This is a genomic window from Micromonospora sp. CNZ299 (assembly GCF_002754415.1).
The window spans coordinates 3,825,141-3,844,653 of sequence record NZ_PEFG01000001.1; the positions used below are offsets into that span (position 1 = coordinate 3,825,141).

Here is a 19,513-nt window from a genome sequence, read left to right on the forward strand (position 1 = left end):
ACCGATGTTCAGATCGCCGGTAGTCCCTCCGGGCCGGCACCCCGCATCGAGCGGGTGAGTTTGCGGTCGTCGCTCCACAGGAAACACCGAACGCCCCGGTCACCCTCCTCCCACTCGCGTTGCGACGGTGGGTAGTAGATGGACCCGGCCCGGTACGGCAGGTCGCTGTTGTTCGGCACGGACGCGAACTCGGCGATCAACTGCATGCAGCGTTGGTGCGCCTGCGCGGGCGACTTCTTGAAGTCGGCCCAGCTCATGTCCCGCTCCTCGTAGACGCCCACGAACTCGGCGCGGTGCGGTTCGGTGCAGAGCACCGGCGCCATGTAGTTGAGGTTGTCGCCGATCAGCTTCGGGTCGAAGCAGCGGTGCGTCAGCGGGTTGTCGCCGATCAGCGCGCCGCGCAGGCTGCCGGTGCGGTTGACCGGGCGGGTGTTGTCGATGCTGCCGGTCTCGCTGAGGTCGCAGCGGAACCAGCGCGCGCCGCCGGACCAGGCGGGTGCGGACGGCAACGCGAGCGACAGCGCCAGCCGGGCGGTGTGCCAGTCGCCGCCGAGCACCTCCCGGGCCCGCTGGTCGCACTCGGCGCGGGCGGTGCGCAGCGCCGTCGCCCCGGGCTCGGGTCGGGTCTCGGTCAGCGCGTCGGGCCCGACGAACGTGCCGACGTGGATGGTCTCGGCCAGGTGGCTGCGCGCGCAGTCCACCGTCTCGTAGGTGCTGGCCTGCACGACCGGGATGATCCGGGGCAGGCAGGTGTCGGCGGCGGGAGCGAACGGCTTCGGGACCCGCAGCGCCGGCCAGTCGTCGGTAAGGTCACCGTCCGCGCCTCGCGCCGGCGCGCAGCCGGCCAGCAGCATCGTGGTGACGCCGGCCAGCGCCAGCGCTGGAAGCCACCGTCGCATCGTCCGCCCTTCCGGGAGCTGGCGGCCGGTCACCGCGCCCCGCGGCGAGACCCCGGCGGGCGTGCAGCCTACGGCACAGTCCCGGTTGGAGTGTCGTCGCCTTTCCGTCGATCGGCCAGCCACTGACGTCTGTTCGTCCGGAATCGGCGGTCCGGAGCGACCAATTCTGCACCACTGGTCACTGCTGGGTCACAGCGCGTCCCTGTTGGTGCCGCGATGCGGGTTGCGGGCCGCAACGTTCGTACACTGACCACGTGACCGTACCGCCGCCGATCGTCGCGCCGAGCATTCTGGCCGCCGATTTCGCCCGCCTCGCCGAAGAAGTCCGTGCCGTCGAGGACGCCGCGGACTGGTTGCACGTCGATGTGATGGACAACCACTTCGTGCCGAACCTGACCATCGGGCTGCCCGTCGTGCAGAGCCTGCGGGCTGTCACCGCGATGCCGTTCGACGTGCACCTGATGATCGAGGATCCGCGCCGCTGGGCCCCCGGTTACGCGGACGCCGGGGCGTACAACGTCACCTTCCACGCTGAGGCGTCCGACGACCCGGTGGCGCTGGCCAAGGACCTGCGCTCGGCCGGGGCGAAGGCTGGCCTGGCCATCGACCGGGACACCCCGATCGAGCCGTACCTCGACCTGCTGCCCAGCTTCGACACCCTGCTGATCATGACGATCAAGGCCGGCTTCGGCGGGCAGCGGTTCATCCCGCAACTGCTGGACAAGGTTCGTACCGCCCGCCGGCACATCTCGGCCGGGCACCTGGAACTGCGCATCGAGGTGGACGGCGGCATCGCCGCCGACACCATCGAGCAGGCCGCCGCCGCGGGCGCAGACGCGTTCGTGGCCGGCACCGCCGTGTACGGCGCCGCCGACCCGGCCGAGGCCGTACGGCACCTGCGGGCACTGGCGGCACGCGCGGCTCCAGGCGCCTGAGGTGGACTCCGACGACGACCGTAAGGACATCATCCTCGTCGTCGACGACGACGAGGACATCGCTCGTTTCGTCGAGTTCAACCTGCGGCTGCACGGCTTCGAGGTGATCCACGCCAGCGACGGTCAGGAGGCGCTCGAGGTCATCGAACGCCAGCGTCCGGACCTGGCGGTGATCGACCTGATGATGCCCCGGATCGACGGGTTGGAGCTGACCAGGCGGCTGCGCGCCGACCCGATGACCTCCGCCATTCCGGTGATCATGTTGACCGCCAAGGGCATGACGGTGGACAAGGTGCACGGTCTCAGCGCCGGCGCCGACGACTACCTGGTCAAGCCGTTCGACACCGCCGAGCTGGTGGCCCGGGTCTCCTCCACGTTGCGCCGCAACAAGGAGTTCCGGGAGGTCTCCCCGCTGACCGGGCTGCCCGGCAACAGCCGGATCCGTCGGGAGATCAGCGACCGGGTCCGCCACGGTGTCGACTACGCGGTCGGCTACATCGACATCGACCGGTTCAAGAGCGTCAACGACCGGTACGGTTTCGTCCGCGGCGACGACTTCATCTCCGCGCTGGCCCGCAGCCTGCACCGGGCGGTGGTGGCGGTGGGGCTGCCACCGGCCTTCCTCGGTCACGTCGGTGGCGACGACTTCGTCATCGTCTGCGCCCCGGACCAGGTCCGCCCGCTGACGTCCCGTGCGGTGGTCGACTTCGAGAAGTCGGCCGACACGCTCTACGACGCGACCGACCGTGAGCGCGGTTTCGTCGAGCTGAAGGACCGGCGCGGCAACATCCGGCGCGCCGCCCTGGTCACGCTCTCCATCGGGGTGTCACTCTCCGACGCCGGCAAGCGGTTCACCGACCCCCTCGAAGCGATCGCGGTGGCCTCGGAGATGAAGACGGTCGCCAAGAGCCAGCCGGGCTCGTACGTGGCAGTGGACCGGCGTCGCGGCGTCACCTGACGCGTGATCCCGCTGTGAAGTACCTCGCCTAGGTGGCGGCGCACCCGCATCGGCGTGTAAGACTGCCCGTATAACCCACCACGCGCTGGCGGGACTCGGTGAAATTCCGAACCGGCGGTGATCCACGGTCCAACCGTGGTCAGCCCGCGACCCGGACGGCTCTGGCCGCCCGGTGGACCTGGTGAAAATCCGGGGCCGACGGTTGGGGGCGGTTCGTCCGCGCCCAGACAGTCCGGATGGGAGACAGCGCGCGGGACGGACGGGTCCGAGCCGGCCGCTGGCTTCAGCGTGCCGTGCCGAGCCTCCCGGGGCGGCTGTGCCGTTCCCGGACTCCGCCTCCGCCTGCCCGCGGCCCCATGGCCGCAGCCTCCCTGACCGCCAGCGCGCGGACCGGCGAGTGAGAGGGCAGGGGCAGCGCGATGGCCAGCGTCTCCGTCGATGAGGCGATGCGGCGTGCGATCGAGTTGGCGGCGCGCGGGCTCGGCACGACCAGCCCCAATCCGGTGGTCGGTTGCGTGCTGCTCGACGACGACGGCCAGGTCGTGGGTGAGGGCTTCCACGCGTACGCCGGCGGGCCGCACGCCGAGATCGTCGCCCTCGCGCAGGCCGGGCAGCGGGCCAAGGGCGGCACCGCCGTCGTCACTCTGGAACCCTGCGATCACACCGGCCGCACCGGCCCCTGCAGTTCCGCGCTCGTCCAGGCCGGGGTCGCCCGGGTGGTCATCGCCGTGCCCGACCCCAACCCGGTCGCGTCCGGCGGCGCCGCCACCCTGCGCGCCGCCGGGGTCCGTGTCGACCTGGGCGTACGCGGCGAGGAGGCCGAGGCGGGCAACGTCGCCTGGCTGACCTCGATGCGCCGGGGCTGGCCGTACGTCATCTGGAAGTACGCCGCCACCGTCGACGGGCGCTCCGCCGCGCTCGACGGCACCAGCATGTGGATCACCTCGGAGGCGGCGCGGATCGACGTGCACGCCCTGCGTGGCACTGTCGACGCGGTGCTCGCCGGGGTGGGCACCGTTCTCGCCGACGACCCCCGGTTGACCGCTCGCAACCTTCGCGACGGCAGCCTGGCCATCCGGCAGCCGCTGCGGGTGGTGGTGGACAGCTCGGGGCGTACCCCGGCTGACGCCCGGGTCCGCGACGGCGCCGCGCGGACGTGGATCGCGACCGCCGCCGAGGTGGGCGCCGATCCGGACGGCCGGGTCGACCTGACGGCGCTGCTCGCGGCGCTGCACCAGCGCGGGGTCCGCGCGGTGCTGCTGGAGGGCGGCCCCCGGCTGGCCGGCGCGTTCCTGCGGGCCGGCCTGGTCGACAAGATCGTCGGGTACGTCGCGCCCCGGTTGCTCGGCGCCGGCCCGACCGCCCTGGTCGACGCCGGAGTGAGCACCATCGCTGAGGCCATCGATCTGGAGTTCGTCGACGTTACGCAGATCGGTCCGGATCTCCGGATCACCGCTTTGCCCCGCAAAAGGGAGGGCTGAGATGTTCACCGGCATTATCGAGGAGTTGGGCGAGATCGTCCGGGTCACGCCGACGGCGGGCGATTCGGCGCTGATCGGCGTACGCGGTCCGCTGGTCACCTCCGACGCCCGGCACGGCGACTCCATCGCGGTCAACGGCGTGTGCCTGACCGTGGTGGACGTGGCCGACGGGGTCTTCACCGCCGACGTGATGGGGGAGACGCTGCGCCGCTCCGCGCTGGGCGCGCTGAACGTCGGCGACCCGGTCAACCTGGAGCGGGCCGCCGCACTCGGCAGCCGACTCGGCGGGCACCTGGTGCAGGGCCACGTGGACGGCGTCGGCTCGGTGCTCTCCCGGGAGCCGGCCGAGCAGTGGGAGACGGTCCGGTTCCGGCTGCCCGCCGCCCTGTCCCGGTACGTGGTGGAGAAGGGCTCGATCACCATCGACGGTGTCTCGCTGACCGTGGCCGAGGTGGGCGCGGACGAGTTCGCCGTCGGGTTGATCCCGACCACGCTCAAGCTGACCACGCTCGGCGCGAAGAGCGTCGGCGACCCGGTCAACCTGGAGGTCGACGTGCTGGCCAAGTACGTCGAGCGGCTGCTCGGCGACCGGCTCACCGGCACCGACGGCACCGGGGTGGCCCCGATCACCGGCGGGGTGGCCTGATGGGCCCGCTGAGCTGGCTGCTGGACGCACAGGTGCAGGTGGGCGGCTCGCCCGTGCTGGCCCGGGAGATCGTCGGCAACGCGTTCGGGCTGGTCTCCGCGCTGCTCGGGCTGCGCCGGCTGGTCTGGGCGTGGCCGGTCGGCATGGTCGGCAACGCGCTGCTGCTCACCGTCTTCCTCGGCGGGGTGTTCGCCACCCCGCAGGAGCACGACCTGTACGGGCAGGCCGGCCGACAGGTGTTCTTCTTCGCGGTCAGCGTCTACGGCTGGTGGCGCTGGCAGTCGAACCGCCGCGCCGACGCCGGTCAGGCAGCGGTCGTCCCGCGCTGGGCCACCGGGCGGGAGCGGCTGATGCTGCTGCTGGCCGCCGTGGTCGGCACCGCCGCCGCGTACCCGGTGCTCAAGGCGCTGGGCTCGTGGGGTCCGCTGCCCGACGCCTGGATCCTCACCGGCAGCCTGCTGGCCACCTACGGCATGGCACGCGGCTGGGTGGAGTTCTGGCTGCTCTGGATCGCGGTGGACGCGGTCGGCGTGCCGCTGCTGCTGCGCGGCGGGTTCTACCCGTCGGCGGTCATGTACCTGATCTACGGCGCCCTCTGCGCCTGGGGCTTCGCCGCCTGGTGGCGCACCTCGCGCGCCGCGGCCCTCGCCCGTACGCCCATCTACCGGGAGGCCGTCGCGTGACGAGCTTTGGCAGCATCGAGCAGGCTCTCGCCGAGATCGCGGCCGGTCGGCCGGTGGTCGTCGTCGACGACGCCGACCGCGAGAACGAGGGCGACCTCATCTTCGCGGCCGAGCTGGCCACACCGGAGCTGATGGCGTTCATGGTGCGTTACACCTCCGGGTACGTCTGCGTGGCGTTGACCGAGAGCGAGGCCGACCGCCTCGACCTGCCGCCGATGCACCACACCAACCAGGACCGGCGCGGCACCGCGTACACGGTGACAGTGGACGCCCGGGAGGGTGTCAGCACCGGCATCTCGGCGGCCGACCGCGCGCACACCAGCCGGCTGCTCGCGGCAGCGGCGACCGACCCGACCGACCTGGCCCGGCCCGGGCACGTCGTGCCGTTGCGCGCCCGCGAGGGCGGGGTGCTGCGCCGCCCCGGGCACACCGAGGCGGGGATCGACCTGACCCGGCTGGCCGGGTTGCGCCCTGCCGGCGTGCTCTGCGAGCTGGTCAACGACGACGGCACCATGATGCGGTTGCCGGACCTGGAGAAGTTCTCCGCCGAGCACGGCCTCACGCTGATCACGATCGCCGACCTGATCGCCTACCGGCGGCGCACCGAGAAGCAGGTCGAGCTTGTCGCCGACGCCCGGATGCCCACCCGGCACGGGGTGTTCCGGGCGCTCGGCTACCGCGCGGAGCACGACCCGGCCGAACACATCGCGATGGTGCTGGGCGACCTCGGCGACGGCCAGGACGTGCTGGTGCGGGTGCACTCCGAGTGCCTCACCGGGGACGTGTTCGGCTCACTGCGGTGCGACTGCGGGCCGCAGCTGGACGCCGCGCTGGCCCGGGTCGGGCGGGAGGGTCGGGGCGTGGTGCTCTACGTCCGCGGGCACGAGGGGCGCGGCATCGGGCTGCTGCACAAGCTGCAGGCGTACCAGTTGCAGGACTCCGGCCGCGACACCGTCGACGCCAACCTCGACCTGGGCCTGCCGGCCGACGCCCGCGACTACGGCACCGGCGCGCAGATCCTCTACGACCTGGGCGTGCGCTCGATGCGACTGCTGACCAACAACCCGGCCAAGCGGGCCGGGTTGGAGGGGTACGGGTTGACCATCACCGGCCGGGAGGGGTTGCCGGCCGGTGCGCACCCGGAGAACCTGCGCTACCTGCGCACCAAGCGGGACCGGATGGGTCACCTGCTGGACGAGTTGGACGAGCTGTCCGAGGCGCCGCTGGGGCGCCCGGTCGCCAACGACGAGATCGGAGCATGACGATGGCGGGTTTCGGTGAGCCGGGAGTCGACGCGGTGGATGCCGCAGGGCTGACCGTCGGGGTCGTTGCCGCCCGCTGGCACGGCGACCTCACCGACCACATGCTGGAGCGGGCGTTGGCGGCCGCCGAGGCGTGCGGGGCCCGGTCCGTGGTCGCCCGGGTCGCCGGCTCGGTCGAGCTTCCGGTGGTCGCCCAGGCCCTCGCGCGCCGCTGCGACGTGGTGGTCGCACTCGGCGTGGTGGTCCGCGGTTCCACCGCGCACTTCGACTACGTCTGCCGCTCGGTCACCGACGGGCTGACCCGGGTGGCGCTGGACGAGGGCAAGCCGGTGGCGCACGGCGTGCTGACCGTGGAGACCATCGAGCAGGCCCGGGACCGCGCCGGTCTGCCCGGCTCGGCGGAGGACAAGGGCTGGGCCGCGACCGTCGCCGCGCTCGACGCCGCGCTGGCCGTCCGGACCGTCGCCGCCGGCAGCGCCCAGAGGGTCGGCTTCGGCGGCTGAGGCATCCTCGCCGGCGGCTGCCCCGCCCTGGCCGGCTTGAGGGCGGCCGGCCTGAGGGGCGGCCGGCTTCAGAGCCGGCCGGCCTCGATGATCCGGTGCAGGAACTGCCGGGTGCGCGGCTGGGTCGGCTCGCCCAGCACCTGCTCGGGCGGGCCGCTCTCGACGACCCGACCCTCGTCGAGGAAGCACACCTGGTCGGCGACCTCCCGGGCGAAGCTCATCTCGTGGGTGGCCAGCACCATGGTCATCCCGTCGGCCTTCAGGTCCCGGATCATCGCCAGCACCTCACCGACGAGTTCCGGGTCCAGCGCGGAGGTCACCTCGTCGAGCAGCATCAGCCGAGGTGAGTTCGCCAGCGCCCGGACGATCGCCACCCGCTGCTGCTGCCCGCCGGAGAGCCGGTCCGGGTAGGCGTCCGCCCTGGCGCCGAGCCCCACCCGGTCGAGCAGCTCCCGGGCCTGGGCCTCCGCCTCCGCCCGGGCCCGCCGGTGTACGCGGCGCGGAGCGAGGGTGACGTTCTCCAACACGCTCAGGTGCGGAAAGAGGTTGTACGCCTGGAACACCATGCCGATGCGCCGACGGACCCGGTCCGGGTCAACCCGGGGATCGGAGATGTCCTCCCCGTCCAGCTCGATGGTGCCGTCGTCCAGCTCCTCCAGCAGGTTCACGCACCTCAGCAGCGTCGACTTGCCCGACCCGGAGGCGCCGATCAGCGCCACCACCTGATGCTCGGAGACGGTCAGGTCGAGCTGGTCGAGCACCACCTGGCCGGCGAACTCCTTGCGCAGACCCCGGCAGCGGAGCAGTGCCATCCTCAGCCTCCTGACTGTCGGCGCGCCGCCCGCAGCGTCACCCAGTCGGTGACCGCGATCAGCGGGATCGCGAGCAGCACGAAGAGCACCCCCGCCACGACGTACGGCGTGTAGTTGAACGACTGGGCGGTGGCGATCTGAGCCGCGCGGACCGCGTCGATGGGCCCGGCGAGCGAGACCAGCCCGACGTCCTTCTGCAACGCCACCACGTCGTTGAGCAGGGGCGGCGCCACCCGGCGGACGGCCTGCGGCAGCACCACGTGGCGCATCGTCTGCCGGTAGGTCAGGCCCAGCGAGCGCGCCGCGGCGAGCTGGCTGGGGTGCACCGACTCGATGCCGGCCCGGAACACCTCGGCGAGATAACCGCTGTAGGTGAGGACCAACGCGGCCCCACCGAGCACCAGCACCGGCGGCATCCCCTGCAGTCGCAGGCCGGGCACGCCGAGGGTGAGCAGGTACAGCACGATGATCAGCGGCAGGCCGCGGAAGGTGTAGGTGTAGCCGGCGGCCAGCGCCCGGACCGGGAAGAAGACCGGGCCGCGCAACGTCCGCAGCACAGCGATCACCAGCCCGAGCAGCAGCGCGCCGACCGCACAGCAGACCAGCAACCGGACGTTGAGCCAGAGCCCGCTCAGCACCGCCGGCAACGCGTCCCGGGCGATCTCCGGGTCCAGGAACGACTGCCGCACCCGGTCCCAGCCGGGCGCACCGGTCACCGCGACGACCAGCAGCGTGCCGAGCGCCGCCGTGGAACAGGCCGCGACCACCACGCTGTAGACGGTCTGTCGATGCCGGTACGCCGACCGCCGCCGCTGCGCCTCGGAGGGCACGTGATCCAGGAGCGTCACCGCAGCTCGGCCGCCCCCGCCGCCTGCGCGAGCCACGTCTGCTCCAACTGCTTCAGCGTGCCGGCCGCGGTGAGCTGACCGACCGCGCCGGTCACGCAGGAGGTCAGCGGGGAGTTCTTGTCCAGCAGCAACCCGAACGCCTCGGGCGTACCGACCTGCGGCACCTGCCCCACGATCGTCGCGTCGGTGATCTCCGCCCCGGTGATGTAGAAGGCGGTCGGCAGATCCACCACGAGACCGTCCAGCTGCCCGTTCTGCAGGGCCTTCTTGGCGTCGTCGTTGCTGTTGTAGACCTGCGGCTTGGCCGACGGCTTGATCACGTCGGTGATCGCCTGGTAGCTGGTGGTGCCCACCTGGGCGCCGAGCCGCGCGTCGCGAAGATCTGCCAGCGACGTCCTGCCGGCGATCTTCGAGGACTTCAACGCGACGACGGTCTGCCGCACCAGGTAGTACGGCGCGGAGAAGTCCACCGCCTGCTTGCGCTCCTCGGTGATGGAGAACTGGTTGATGTCGAAGTCGAAGTCCTTTGGCCCGGGCGCGATCGCGGTGTCGAACTTCACCCGCGTCCAGGTGACGTCCGCGCGGGCGTAGCCGAGCTTCTCCGCCACCGCGTACGCGACGGCCGACTCGAAGCCCTCGCCGCTCTCCGGCTTGTCCTTCGAGAACCACGGCTCGTACGCGGGCTGGTCGGTGGCGATGGTGAGCTTGCCCGGCGTACGGGTGGGCAGGCTGTCCTTGGCGCAGGACGGACCCGTGGTGACAGTGGGGGTTGGTAGTTCCTTCTGTGGCGCGCATCCGGCGGTTGCTACGACGGCGGCACCGGCGAGGGTGAGCGCGAGGAGACGTGAGCTGCTGGCCATGGCCGACAGCGTAGAGCTCCATGAGCATCGATCGAAGGTTGTCCCACCATGCCGATAGGGAATTGCCGCCTCGAAGTCCCGCTGACCGGGTGTTCGCGGACCCGGACGTACGGTGCGAGTCGACCGGCTGGAAGAATCCTCTCCCGTGAAGACGTTCGAGGAGTTGTTCGCCGAGCTGCAGGCCAAGGCCGCCGCCGGCACCCCGGGCTCGGGCACCGTCGCCGCCCTGGAAAAGGGGGTGCACTTCATCGGCAAGAAGGTCGTCGAGGAGGCGGCCGAGTCGTGGATGGCCGCCGAGCACGAGGGGCCGGAGCGCACCGCCGAGGAGATCTCCCAACTGCTCTACCAGGTCCAGGTGCTCATGCTCGCCAGTGGTCTCGACCTCAAGGACGTCTACCGACATCTGTGAGTGCCCCCAGCCGTTGATCGCCATCCGGATCGAAGGAGCACTCCGTCATGTTGCGTGTCGCCATCCCCAACAAGGGCACCCTGGCCGAGCCGGCCGCCCAGATGCTGCGCGAGGCGGGCTACCGCCAGCGCACCGACCCCAAGGACCTCGTCTGCCGGGACGAGGCCAACGACGTCGAATTCTTCTACCTGCGCCCCAAGGACATCGCCACCTACGTCGGCTCCGGTGACCTCGACCTCGGGATCACCGGCCGGGACCTGCTGATCGACTCGGCCGCGCCGGCGGAAGAGGTCGTCGACCTCGCCTTCGGCCGGGCCACCTTCCGCTTCGCCGCCCGCCCCGACGACATCGCCTCCGTCCAGGACCTGGGGGGCCACCGGATCGCCACCGCGTACCCCGGGCTGGTCGAGCGGCACCTCGGCGAGGTGGGAGTCAAGGCCGACGTGATCCGCCTCGACGGTGCGGTGGAGAACGCCGTACGCCTCGGTGTCGCCGACGTGATCGCGGACGTCGTGGAGACCGGCGCCACCCTGCGTCAAGCGGGCCTCGTCGTGTTCGGGGAGCCGCTGCTGCGTTCCTCGGCGGTGCTGGTCCGGCGTGCCGGCGCGCCCGCGAACGCGCAGGCCGAGCAGTTGCTGCGCCGTCTGCACGGTGTGCTGGTGGCCCGCCGCTACGTGATGCTCGCCTACGACGTGCCGGCCGGCCTGCTGGACCGCGCCAGCGGGCTCACCCCGGGCATCGAGTCACCCACCGTCTCGCCGCTGCACCGCGAGGGCTGGGTGGCGGTGCAGGCGATGGTGCTCCGCGACGACGTCCACCGGATCATGGACGAGCTGTACGAGTTGGGCGCTCGCGCCATCCTCGTCACCAACATCCACGCCTGTCGCCTCTGACCGGTGTCCGGCGGGCGGCCCGGCGCTTGATCAACTCGGGTTCGCTGAAACGGGGGTGTCCGCGCGCCAGTGACACCCCCGTTTCACGAAACCCGAGTGGATCTGTCGCGCCGACGCGGGTGTCGGGAGCGGGTGTCCGGCGCGGGTGTGCGGCGCGGGTGTGCGGCGAGGAACCTCCCGGCGGCCGTGCCCCGACCGGGAAGATCGCGCTCGATCATTGAAGTAGTGGTGTCGATCTCGACAGAGGCCGCTTGATCCTAGATCGAGCACGATCTTCGCGGTGCGGTGCGGTGCGATGCGGCGGTGCCGTGTTGCCCGGTGGCGCGATGTGGTCGTGACCGTGTGGGTGGTCGCATGACTGGGCTGAGTGGTCGCTCGGCGGGTGGTGCGGCCCACGGGCGGGTGCGGATGGCAGACTGGTGGGGTGAGTGAAACCGAACTGGTCCGCCTGAAGCCCCGCCGCATCCGCGTGGTCTGCTGGTCGGCGGCGGTTGCGCTGGTGGTGGTGTTCGGTCTGGTCGCCACCTCGCTGAGCGGACCGACCGGCGACGGTTACGGCAGCTTCCAGCGCGGCGACCAGATCGCCATGGTCGGCCTGGGAATCTTCGGGGCGCTGGGCTTCCTGCTGTTCACCCGTCCGCGGGTGGAGGCGGACGCGCGTGGCGTCCGGGTGCGCAACATCATCAGCTCCTACGAGCTGCCCTGGGAGGTTGTCCGGGGAGTCCGGTTCGACCGGGGCGCGCCGTGGGCCAGCCTGGACCTGCATGACGACGACCTCCTGCCGATGATCGCCCTCCAGGCGGCCGACAAGGAGCTTGCCGTCGACGGGGTCCGTGCGTTGCGGCGCCTGCACGAGGCGCACCGGGCCCACCTCGCCGAACGCGCCGCCGGCCGCTGACCCGCACCCCATCGGCAAGATCTGGACAACTTCCCTGAAACTGCTGTCTCAGCGTCGCCGGAGGCAGCACTTTCAGGGAAACTGCGCGGATCTTGGCCCGCGCCCACGCCCGCGCCCGCGCGGCTCGCCCGCGCAGCCCGACCCGTCCGGCACGCCTGGGGCGGCCAGCACGGCCGGCGCGGGCAGGGCCTTGGCCCTCAGGTGGTGCCCGGTTTGGGAGCGGACGGGGCGCCGGTGTAGTGTTGTCGAGTCGACCAGGCTGTCTCCGCGTGCGAGCAGACAGCCTTGAAAGCGGAGCGCCTGCTCCCACCCGAGTCGCCGCTACGGTGGCCGGGTCCGGTCACCGGTTCCGGGCATGTCCCGGCGCCGGATGCGCGATCCTGTGATCGTGCTGACCGGTCGAGCGGGCCCTGGCATGCGCCGGGGCCTTCTGCTTTTCGGGTTGGTTCCCATCCGGGGGCCGCGGGGGTCGGCACTGAGCAGAAGCGACTCGAGGAGGCCCCATCAGCGTCGAACCACGCGTGAACGAGCAGATCCGGGCACGTGAGGTCCGACTGGTCGGCCCAGAGGGTGAGCAGGTGGGCATCGTCCCGCTGGAGCGCGCTCTTCAGCTGGCCGCGGACGTCGATCTGGACCTGGTCGAGGTTGCGCCGATGGCGCGCCCGCCGGTGTGCAAGCTCATGGACTTCGGCAAGTTCAAGTACGAGAGCGCACTCAAGGCGCGCGAAGCGCGGCGTAACCAGCAGCAGACCGTCATCAAGGAAATGAAGCTTCGACCGAAGATCGACCCGCACGACTACGAGACCAAGAAGGGTCACGTGGTGCGGTTCCTCAAGGCGGGCGACAAGGTCAAGGTGACGATCATGTTCCGCGGTCGCGAGCAGAGTCGTCCGGAGCTGGGTTACCGGCTCCTGCGTCGACTCGAATCCGAGATCACGGAACTGGGATACGTCGAGGCCGCTCCGAAGCAGGACGGCCGAAACATGATCATGGTTCTCGCTCCGCATCGGGCCGTCAAGGCCTCCGCGGTCGCCGCTACGGCGTCCCGCGGTGGACCTCGGGACCGGGCAGGGGACGAGTCCGCCGCTCCGGAAGCCGATGAGACCGCAGCGGTCGGCGAGACCGCAGCAGCCGGTGACACCGGCCTCGCCGCCGATACCAGCGGCGAGTAACAGGGGAGAGACGTTCCACATGCCGAAGATGAAGAGCCACACGGGTATGGGTAAGCGGGTCAAGGTGACCGGCAAGGGCAAGATCGTTGCCCAGCAGGCCGGCCTCCGTCACAACCTGGAGAAGAAGTCCTCCACCCACACCCGCCGGCTGACCGGCACGGTCGTGCTGGCCAAGGCCGACGTCAAGCGCATCAAGAAGCTGCTCGGCCGCTGACGCGCGCCACCTTTACGTAATAAGGAGTTGAGATGGCACGCGTCAAGCGGGCTGTAAACGCCCAGAAGAAGCGTCGTACCCTGCTGGAGTCCGCGAGTGGTTACCGCGGTCAGCGCTCCCGGCTGTACCGCAAGGCCAAGGAGCAGGTGCTGCACTCGATGCAGTACGCCTACCGGGACCGTCGCGACCGCAAGGGCGACTTCCGGCAGCTGTGGATCCAGCGGATCAACGCGGGCGCCCGGGCCAACGGGATGACCTACAACCGCCTGATCCAGGGCATGCGTCTGGCCGGCATCGAGGTCGACCGCAAGATCCTGGCCGACATGGCTGTCAACGACGCCGCCTCTTTCGCGGCGATCGTCGAGCTGGCCCGGGCCGCGGTCACGGCCGAGGGCACCGGCGGCGCGGCGGCTCAGGCCGCCTGATCCCCACGCACCAGAACGAGGCGTCTCCCGTGTCGGCACCGCCGTCCGGGGGGCGCCTCAATCGTGCCGGAGGAGCGCACACCATGGCTTTCACCCCGCGTACCCCCAGGGTTGTCGCCGCCCGGCGGTTGCAACGCCGCCGGGACCGCGACGCCACCGGCCAGTTCCTGGCCGAGGGCCCACAGGCGGTCCGCGAGGCCCTCGCGCGGCCGGAGGTGGTCACCGAGCTGTTCGGTACGACCGCCGCCCTCGACCGGCACCCGGATCTGGCCGCCACGGCGGCCCGCGCCGACGTGCCCGTCTCCGAGGTCACCGACGAGGCCCTCGCCGCGCTGACCGAGACCGTCGCCCCGCAGGGGCTGGTCGCCGTCTGCCGGCACCTCGACGTGTCGCTGGAGCAGGCCCTCGCGGGCGCGCCCCGGCTCGTGGCGGTGCTCGCCGAGATCCGCGACCCGGGCAACGCCGGCACGGTGCTGCGCACCGCCGACGCGGCCGGGGCGGGCGCGGTCGTCTTCGCCGGCGAGGCCGTCGACCCGTACAACGGCAAGTGTGTACGCGCCTCCGCCGGCAGCCTCTTCCACCTCGACGTGGTGCGCGCCGCAGACCCCGCCCAGGTGGTCGACGCGCTGCGCGCCGCCGGGCTGTCGATCTTCGCCACCACGGGGTACGGCGACAGCGACCTGGACGACATGACCGACTACGGGCGGCTCGTCGGGCCCACCGCCTGGCTGTTCGGCTCGGAGGCGCACGGCCTGCCCGAGGAGTTGGCTTCCGCCGCCGACGCCCGGGTGCGGGTGCCGTTGTACGGGCGCGCGGAGAGCCTCAACCTGGCTGCCGCAGCGGCGGTGTGCCTGTACGCTTCAGCGAGAGCACAGCGCTGAGGGTCATCGTGCCCGGCGCGACTGACAGCAGGGGAGAGCGTCCGCTCATGAACGCGCCACGGCGTTCGTTTAGCCAGCCCGCCGGTGTCGGCGGGCGGCGGGCCTGACCTGCTCCCTGCACAACTCCTACCGGCGGGCTGCGGCACAGCCGCGCGTCCGTAGACTCGCTTAGCCGCCCCCGGTGAGGGCTGGCGCCGCCGTGAGGGAGTGCCCGTACGCCATGAGCTACCGCAACGATCCGTACGACCCGAAGCAGGTCGCCCTGCTCGACCCCGCCGCCCTGGACGAGGCTGTCGCGGACGCCACGAAGGCGTTCACGGCCGCCGCCGACCCGGACGCGTTGACCGCGCTGCGCTCGGTGCATCTCGGTGACCGGTCCCCGGTCTCGCTGGCCCGCCGCGAGATCGGCGCGTTGCCGCCGGCCGCGAAGTCCGACGCCGGCAAGCGGGTCAACGAGGCCCGCCGGGCGATCGAGACCGCGTACGCCGACCGCGCCGAGGTGCTGGAGCGCGAGCAGGCCCAGCGGGTGCTGGTCGAGGAGCGGGTGGACGTCACCCTGCCCTTCAACCGGCGTCCCCGGGGCGCCCGACACCCGCTGAGCGTCCTGATGGAGTCGATCAGCGACCTGTTCGTCGGGATGGGCTACGAGGTGGCCGAGGGGCCCGAGGTCGACCTGGAGTGGGTCAACTTCGACGCGTTGAACATCCCCGCCGACCACCCGGCGCGCGGGTTGATGGACACCTTCCACATCGCATCCGCCGACGGCTCAGCGGGCTCGGGTCTTGTTTTACGAACGCACACCTCGACGGTGCAGACCCGCACCATGCTCAGCCGCAAGCCGCCGATCTACGTGATCGTGCCCGGCCGCGTCTACCGCACCGACGAGATCGACGCCACGCACAGCCCGGTGTTCCACCAGGCCGAGGGTCTGGTGGTCGACAAGGGCATCACGATGGCGCACCTGCGGGGCACGCTCGACCACTTCGCCCGGGCGATGTTCGGGCCGGAGGCGAAGACCCGGTGGCGGCCGCATTACTTCCCGTTCACGGAGCCGTCGGCGGAGTTCGACGTGTGGTTCCCGGAGCACCGCGACGGCCCGCAGTGGGTCGAGTGGGGCGGCTGCGGCATGGTCAACCCGCGGGTGCTGCGCGCCTGCGGCGTTGACCCGGAGGTCTACTCCGGATTCGCCTTCGGCATGGGCATCGACCGGACCCTGATGGTCCGGCACGGGGTCAGCGACATCCGCCACCTCTTCGAGGGCGACGTGCGGTTCAGCCGCGCGCTCGGGACCGGGGCGTAGGCGATGCGGGTACGAGACACGGGAACGGTGGTCTGAAGTCATGCGAGTTTCTGTCAGTTGGCTGCGGGAGTACGTCGACCTCCCCGCCGACCTGCCCACCGGTGACCTGGAGCAGGCCCTGGTCGACCTCGGCATCGAGGTCGAGTCCGTGGTGGACCTGGCCGCCACCGTCACCGGTCAGCTCGTCGTCGGTGAGGTCCGCGAGATCGAGGAGCTCACCGGCTTCAAGAAGCCGATCCGGTTCTGCCGGGTCGACGTGGGTGACGCCAACGGCACCGGGGAGCCGCAGGAGATCGTCTGCGGGGCGCGCAACTTCGCCGTCGGTGACCGCGTGGTCGTGATCCTGCCCGGCGGTGTGCTGCCCGGCGGGTTCGCGATCGGCGCCCGCAAGACGTACGGGCACAACTCCGCGGGCATGATCTGCTCGGCGAAGGAGCTGGGTCTCGGCGACGACCACTCCGGCATCATCGTGCTGGGGCCGGGCGTGACGGCCAAGCCGGGCGACGACGCGCGCCCGGTGGTCGGCCTCGACGACGTCGTGCTCGATCTGGAGATCACCCCCGACCGGGGTTACGCGCTGAGCCTGCGGGGTCTGGCCCGGGAGCTGTCGCACGCGTTCGACGTGCCGCTGCACGACCCGGCCCTGGCGCCCGCGCCGAGCGGCACCGAGACACCCGCGTACCCGGTGGAGGTCCGCGACACTGTCGGCTGCGACCGGTTCACCGCCCGCCTGGTCCGGGGCGTCGACCCGAGCGCGCCCACCCCGTCGTGGATGCAGCAGCGGCTGGTCACCGCCGGCATCCGCAGCATCTCGTTGCCGGTGGACATCACCAACTACGTGATGTTGGAGCTGGGCCAGCCGATGCACGCCTTCGACGCCGACCGGGTCGTCGGGCCGCTGGTGGTCCGTCGCGCCGAGGCGGGGGAGAAGCTGACCACCCTGGACGGTGTCAACCGGGTGCTCACCGCCGACGACATGGTCATCTGCGACGACAGTGGCCCGATCTCCCTCGCGGCCGTGATGGGCGGCGAGACCAGCGAGGTCGTCGCCGACACCACCACAGTGCTCTTCGAGGCGGCGCACTGGGACCCGGCGATGGTCGGGCGTACGGCCCGCCGGCACAAGCTGTTCAGCGAGGCCGCGAAGCGCTGGGAGCGGGGCGTCGACCCGGCCGTGGCGCTGGTCGCGTTGGAACGTGCCGTGCGGCTGCTCACCGAGCACGGCGGTGGCACCCCGGGCGCGGAGGTCCTGGACATCGACCACGTCCGTCCGCGTACCCCGATCACCCTGCCTGCGGACCTGCCCACCCGGCGGGTCGGCGTGGAGTACCCGCCGGCGCGGGTGGTCGCCCTGCTGGAGCGGGTCGGCTGCACCGTCGCGCAGGGCGTGGACCGGTTGTCCGAGGACCCGGGCGCGGTCGGCGTGGCCAGCGGCGCCGGGACGGCGCTGAGCGTCACCCCGCCGACCTGGCGGCCCGACCTGACCGACCCGGCCGACCTGGTCGAGGAGGTGGTCCGCCTCGACGGGTACGACCGGGTGCCGTCGGTGCTGCCGACCGCGCCCCCCGGTCGCGGCCTGACCCCGCGGCAACGTCGGCGCCGGGCGGTCGCCGGGTCCCTCGCTGAGCGGGGGTACGTGGAGGTGCTCGCGCACCCGTTCGTGTCGCCGGAGCTGGCCGACCAGCTCGGCCTGGCGGCCGACGACCCGCGTCGCCCCGCCGTGCGGCTGGCCAACCCGTTGTCCGAGGAGGAGCCGCTGCTGCGCACCACGCTGCTCGGCCCGCTGCTCGGCATCCTCAAGCGCAACCTCGGTCGAGGTCACCGCGACCTCGCCCTCTACGAGATCGGCGCGGTCTTCCACCCGCGCGTCGGTGCCGGCAGCCCGCCGGCGATGGGCGTGGACCGGCGTCCCACCGACGCGGAGTTCGCCGCCGCCGACGCGGTGGTGCCGGCGCAGCCGGTGCACGTCGCGGTGGTGCTCGCCGGCGACCTCGACCCCGCCGGTTGGTGGGGTGCGGGTCGACCGGCCGGCTGGGCGGACGCGATCGAGGCGGCCCGTGACGTGCTCGACGCCGCCGGGATTCCCGACGAGCGGGTCGAGGTGCGGGCGGCCGAGTACGCGCCGTGGCACCCGGGCCGCTGCGCCGAGCTGCGGGTCGACGGCGCGGTCGTCGGGCACGCCGGTGAGCTGCACCCGGTGGTCGTCGCGGCGCTGGAGCTGCCCCGACGCACCTGCGCGATGGAGCTGGACCTCGACGCGCTGCCGCCGACCCCGGTGACGCCCGCGCCGACGGTGTCCGGCTTCCCGCCGGCGCTGATCGACGTGGCCCTGGTGGTGGACGACTCGGTGCCGGCGGAGCAGGTACGCCGGGCGCTGGAGGCGGGCGCCGGTGAGCTGCTGGAGGACGTGCGGCTGTTCGACGTGTACTCCGGCGCGCAGCTCGGTGACGGTCGCCGCTCGTTGGCGTACAAGCTCACCTTCCGGGCACCGGACCGGACGCTCACCGTCGAGGAGGCGGTCGCGGCACGGGACGCGGCGGTCGCCGTCGCGGCGGAGCGCCTCGGCGCCACCCTGCGCGGCGCCTGAGCGGTGCCGGTGCTGGGATGGCTCGCGGTGGCCGCCGTGTTCGCGGTGGCCACCGCCGCCCTGATCTGGGCCCGCCGGCACCTGCTGCTGGTCGCGGTCGTGGGGCGCAGCATGGAGCCGACGCTGCGCTCCGGTGACCGGGTGCTGGCCCGGCGCGTGCCGCTGGCCCGGATCCGGGCCGGCGACGTCGTCGTGGTGGTCGCCCCGGCGGAGATGACCGCCGGGCGACCCACCCGCCCCGACGCGACGGGCACGCCCGGCCTGCTGATCAAGCGGGCGTACGCGGTGCCCGGTGACCCGGTGCCGGTGGACCGGGTGCCGCTGCTGCGCCAGAGCGGCGAGCAGGTCGTGCCGGCCGGTCGGCTGGTGGTGCTCGGCGACAACCCGTCGCAGAGCTACGACTCCCGTGAGTGCGGCTACATTCCGGAGCCGGACGTGCTCGGCGTGGTGGTCCGGCCGCGACCGCGCGCGGACTGACCGTCGGCGCGGGTGGCATGCGGAACGGCGTGCCACCCGGCCCGGGCCGGGTGGCACGCCGTCAGCGCCTCAGCAGAGAGCGCTCATCGTGCTCGCGCCCGCGCTGCAGTAGTAACCGCAGCTTCCGCAGGTCGTCTTGCAGGCCAGGTTCGTGCTGCACCGCTTGAAGTAGCACGTCCCACAGAGCGCGCAGTACGGGTCCGGCGGACAGCCGGCGGCTGCCGTCACCTTGGGTACGAACACGCCGAGCATCCGCTCGCCCAGGTTCTCCAGTCGACGGAACATCCGTTCACCTCCCCTCGATACGGATCGTTGCCGGGACGCTACGGCGGGTCGGTACACCGCCGGTACAGCCGAGCCGGAGGTCGGC

At 72.0% G+C, this 19,513-nt stretch carries 22 protein-coding genes and 1 riboswitch; of the genes, 17 read left to right on the forward strand and 5 right to left on the reverse strand.

Features of this window, described 5'->3' with window-relative positions; genetic code table 11:
• Positions 1-8: 8 nt before the first annotated feature.
• Positions 9-899, reverse strand: a complete 891-nt coding sequence (locus CLT68_RS17875) for a septum formation family protein (RefSeq protein ID WP_099852275.1) — start codon at positions 897-899, stop codon at positions 9-11.
• Positions 900-1,153: 254 nt separating this feature from the next.
• Between CLT68_RS17875 and rpe the strand changes: the two genes are divergently transcribed.
• The 7 genes from rpe to ribH all read left to right on the forward strand — a co-directional run bounded on the left by rpe (position 1,154) and on the right by ribH (position 7,367).
• Positions 1,154-1,834, forward strand: coding sequence for a ribulose-phosphate 3-epimerase (gene rpe / locus CLT68_RS17880; RefSeq protein ID WP_088947472.1), 681 nt, complete (start codon positions 1,154-1,156; stop codon positions 1,832-1,834).
• Between the two features lies 1 nt (position 1,835).
• Positions 1,836-2,792, forward strand: coding sequence for a response regulator (locus CLT68_RS17885; protein ID WP_088947473.1), 957 nt, complete (start codon positions 1,836-1,838; stop codon positions 2,790-2,792).
• Between the two features lie 80 nt (positions 2,793-2,872).
• Positions 2,873-3,044, forward strand: a riboswitch (FMN riboswitch).
• Between the two features lie 167 nt (positions 3,045-3,211).
• The gene (gene ribD / locus CLT68_RS17890) at positions 3,212-4,273 is read left to right on the forward strand and encodes a bifunctional diaminohydroxyphosphoribosylaminopyrimidine deaminase/5-amino-6-(5-phosphoribosylamino)uracil reductase RibD (RefSeq protein WP_088947474.1); all 1,062 of its coding nucleotides are present in this window, start codon (positions 3,212-3,214) and stop codon (positions 4,271-4,273) included.
• A 1-nt stretch (position 4,274) separates the two neighbouring features.
• Complete coding sequence (locus tag CLT68_RS17895; protein WP_099852277.1) at positions 4,275-4,919, forward strand: riboflavin synthase; 645 nt, start codon at positions 4,275-4,277, stop codon at positions 4,917-4,919.
• Positions 4,919-5,602, forward strand: coding sequence for a nicotinamide riboside transporter PnuC (pnuC, locus tag CLT68_RS17900; RefSeq protein WP_099852278.1), 684 nt, complete (start codon positions 4,919-4,921; stop codon positions 5,600-5,602). Before CLT68_RS17895 ends, pnuC begins: the two co-directional genes overlap by 1 nt.
• Entirely contained in the window at positions 5,599-6,864 is a 1,266-nt protein-coding gene (locus CLT68_RS17905) for a bifunctional 3,4-dihydroxy-2-butanone-4-phosphate synthase/GTP cyclohydrolase II (protein ID WP_099852279.1), read from the forward strand. Before pnuC ends, CLT68_RS17905 begins: the two co-directional genes overlap by 4 nt.
• Before the next feature lie 2 nt (positions 6,865-6,866).
• Positions 6,867-7,367 carry a 6,7-dimethyl-8-ribityllumazine synthase gene (ribH, locus tag CLT68_RS17910; RefSeq protein ID WP_088947478.1) on the forward strand — a complete coding sequence of 167 codons (501 nt, stop codon included), beginning with the start codon at positions 6,867-6,869 and terminating at the stop codon, positions 7,365-7,367.
• Between the two features lie 68 nt (positions 7,368-7,435).
• On the opposite strand, the gene CLT68_RS17915 is transcribed toward ribH, so the two are convergent.
• The 3 genes from CLT68_RS17915 to CLT68_RS17925 are packed head-to-tail and all read right to left on the reverse strand — an operon-like array spanning position 7,436 to position 9,887.
• Positions 7,436-8,179 carry an amino acid ABC transporter ATP-binding protein gene (locus tag CLT68_RS17915; protein WP_099852280.1) on the reverse strand — a complete coding sequence of 248 codons (744 nt, stop codon included), beginning with the start codon at positions 8,177-8,179 and terminating at the stop codon, positions 7,436-7,438.
• A 2-nt stretch (positions 8,180-8,181) separates the two neighbouring features.
• Positions 8,182-9,027 (reverse strand): amino acid ABC transporter permease, encoded by an 846-nt coding sequence (locus tag CLT68_RS17920; protein WP_099857298.1) that lies wholly within the window; start codon positions 9,025-9,027, stop codon positions 8,182-8,184.
• Entirely contained in the window at positions 9,024-9,887 is an 864-nt protein-coding gene (locus CLT68_RS17925; RefSeq protein ID WP_099852282.1) for an ABC transporter substrate-binding protein, read from the reverse strand. The genes CLT68_RS17920 and CLT68_RS17925 overlap by 4 nt, the downstream gene beginning before the upstream one ends.
• A gap of 145 nt (positions 9,888-10,032) precedes the next feature.
• Here CLT68_RS17925 and CLT68_RS17930 point away from each other — a divergent pair, with 145 nt between their 5' ends.
• From CLT68_RS17930 to CLT68_RS17975, 10 genes are all read left to right on the forward strand, one after another.
• Positions 10,033-10,296: a phosphoribosyl-ATP diphosphatase gene (locus CLT68_RS17930; protein WP_088947482.1), complete on the forward strand. Its 264-nt coding sequence runs from the start codon at positions 10,033-10,035 to the stop codon at positions 10,294-10,296.
• Positions 10,297-10,343: 47 nt separating this feature from the next.
• Positions 10,344-11,189 carry an ATP phosphoribosyltransferase gene (gene hisG / locus CLT68_RS17935; protein WP_088947483.1) on the forward strand — a complete coding sequence of 282 codons (846 nt, stop codon included), beginning with the start codon at positions 10,344-10,346 and terminating at the stop codon, positions 11,187-11,189.
• 424 nt (positions 11,190-11,613) lie between these two features.
• On the forward strand, positions 11,614-12,087 hold the full coding sequence (locus tag CLT68_RS17940; RefSeq protein WP_199177074.1) for a PH domain-containing protein: 474 nt from the start codon (positions 11,614-11,616) through the stop codon (positions 12,085-12,087).
• 521 nt (positions 12,088-12,608) lie between these two features.
• Positions 12,609-13,259, forward strand: coding sequence for a translation initiation factor IF-3 (infC, locus tag CLT68_RS17945; RefSeq protein ID WP_088947485.1), 651 nt, complete (start codon positions 12,609-12,611; stop codon positions 13,257-13,259).
• Between the two features lie 19 nt (positions 13,260-13,278).
• On the forward strand, positions 13,279-13,473 hold the full coding sequence (gene rpmI, locus CLT68_RS17950) for a 50S ribosomal protein L35 (RefSeq protein WP_099852283.1): 195 nt from the start codon (positions 13,279-13,281) through the stop codon (positions 13,471-13,473).
• 32 nt (positions 13,474-13,505) lie between these two features.
• The gene (gene rplT / locus CLT68_RS17955) at positions 13,506-13,898 is read left to right on the forward strand and encodes a 50S ribosomal protein L20 (protein WP_088947486.1); all 393 of its coding nucleotides are present in this window, start codon (positions 13,506-13,508) and stop codon (positions 13,896-13,898) included.
• An 83-nt stretch (positions 13,899-13,981) separates the two neighbouring features.
• Positions 13,982-14,779 carry a TrmH family RNA methyltransferase gene (locus CLT68_RS17960; RefSeq protein WP_088947487.1) on the forward strand — a complete coding sequence of 266 codons (798 nt, stop codon included), beginning with the start codon at positions 13,982-13,984 and terminating at the stop codon, positions 14,777-14,779.
• A gap of 220 nt (positions 14,780-14,999) precedes the next feature.
• Entirely contained in the window at positions 15,000-16,079 is a 1,080-nt protein-coding gene (gene pheS / locus CLT68_RS17965; protein ID WP_099852284.1) for a phenylalanine--tRNA ligase subunit alpha, read from the forward strand.
• 40 nt (positions 16,080-16,119) lie between these two features.
• Positions 16,120-18,666, forward strand: a complete 2,547-nt coding sequence (gene pheT / locus CLT68_RS17970; RefSeq protein WP_099852286.1) for a phenylalanine--tRNA ligase subunit beta — start codon at positions 16,120-16,122, stop codon at positions 18,664-18,666.
• 27 nt (positions 18,667-18,693) lie between these two features.
• A complete protein-coding gene (locus CLT68_RS17975; protein ID WP_486482214.1) occupies positions 18,694-19,143 on the forward strand; it encodes a S26 family signal peptidase in 450 nt (149 codons plus the stop codon).
• Positions 19,144-19,212: 69 nt separating this feature from the next.
• On the opposite strand, the gene CLT68_RS17980 is transcribed toward CLT68_RS17975, so the two are convergent.
• Positions 19,213-19,428, reverse strand: a complete 216-nt coding sequence (locus CLT68_RS17980; protein WP_088947490.1) for a hypothetical protein — start codon at positions 19,426-19,428, stop codon at positions 19,213-19,215.
• Between the last annotated feature and the right edge of the window lie 85 nt (positions 19,429-19,513).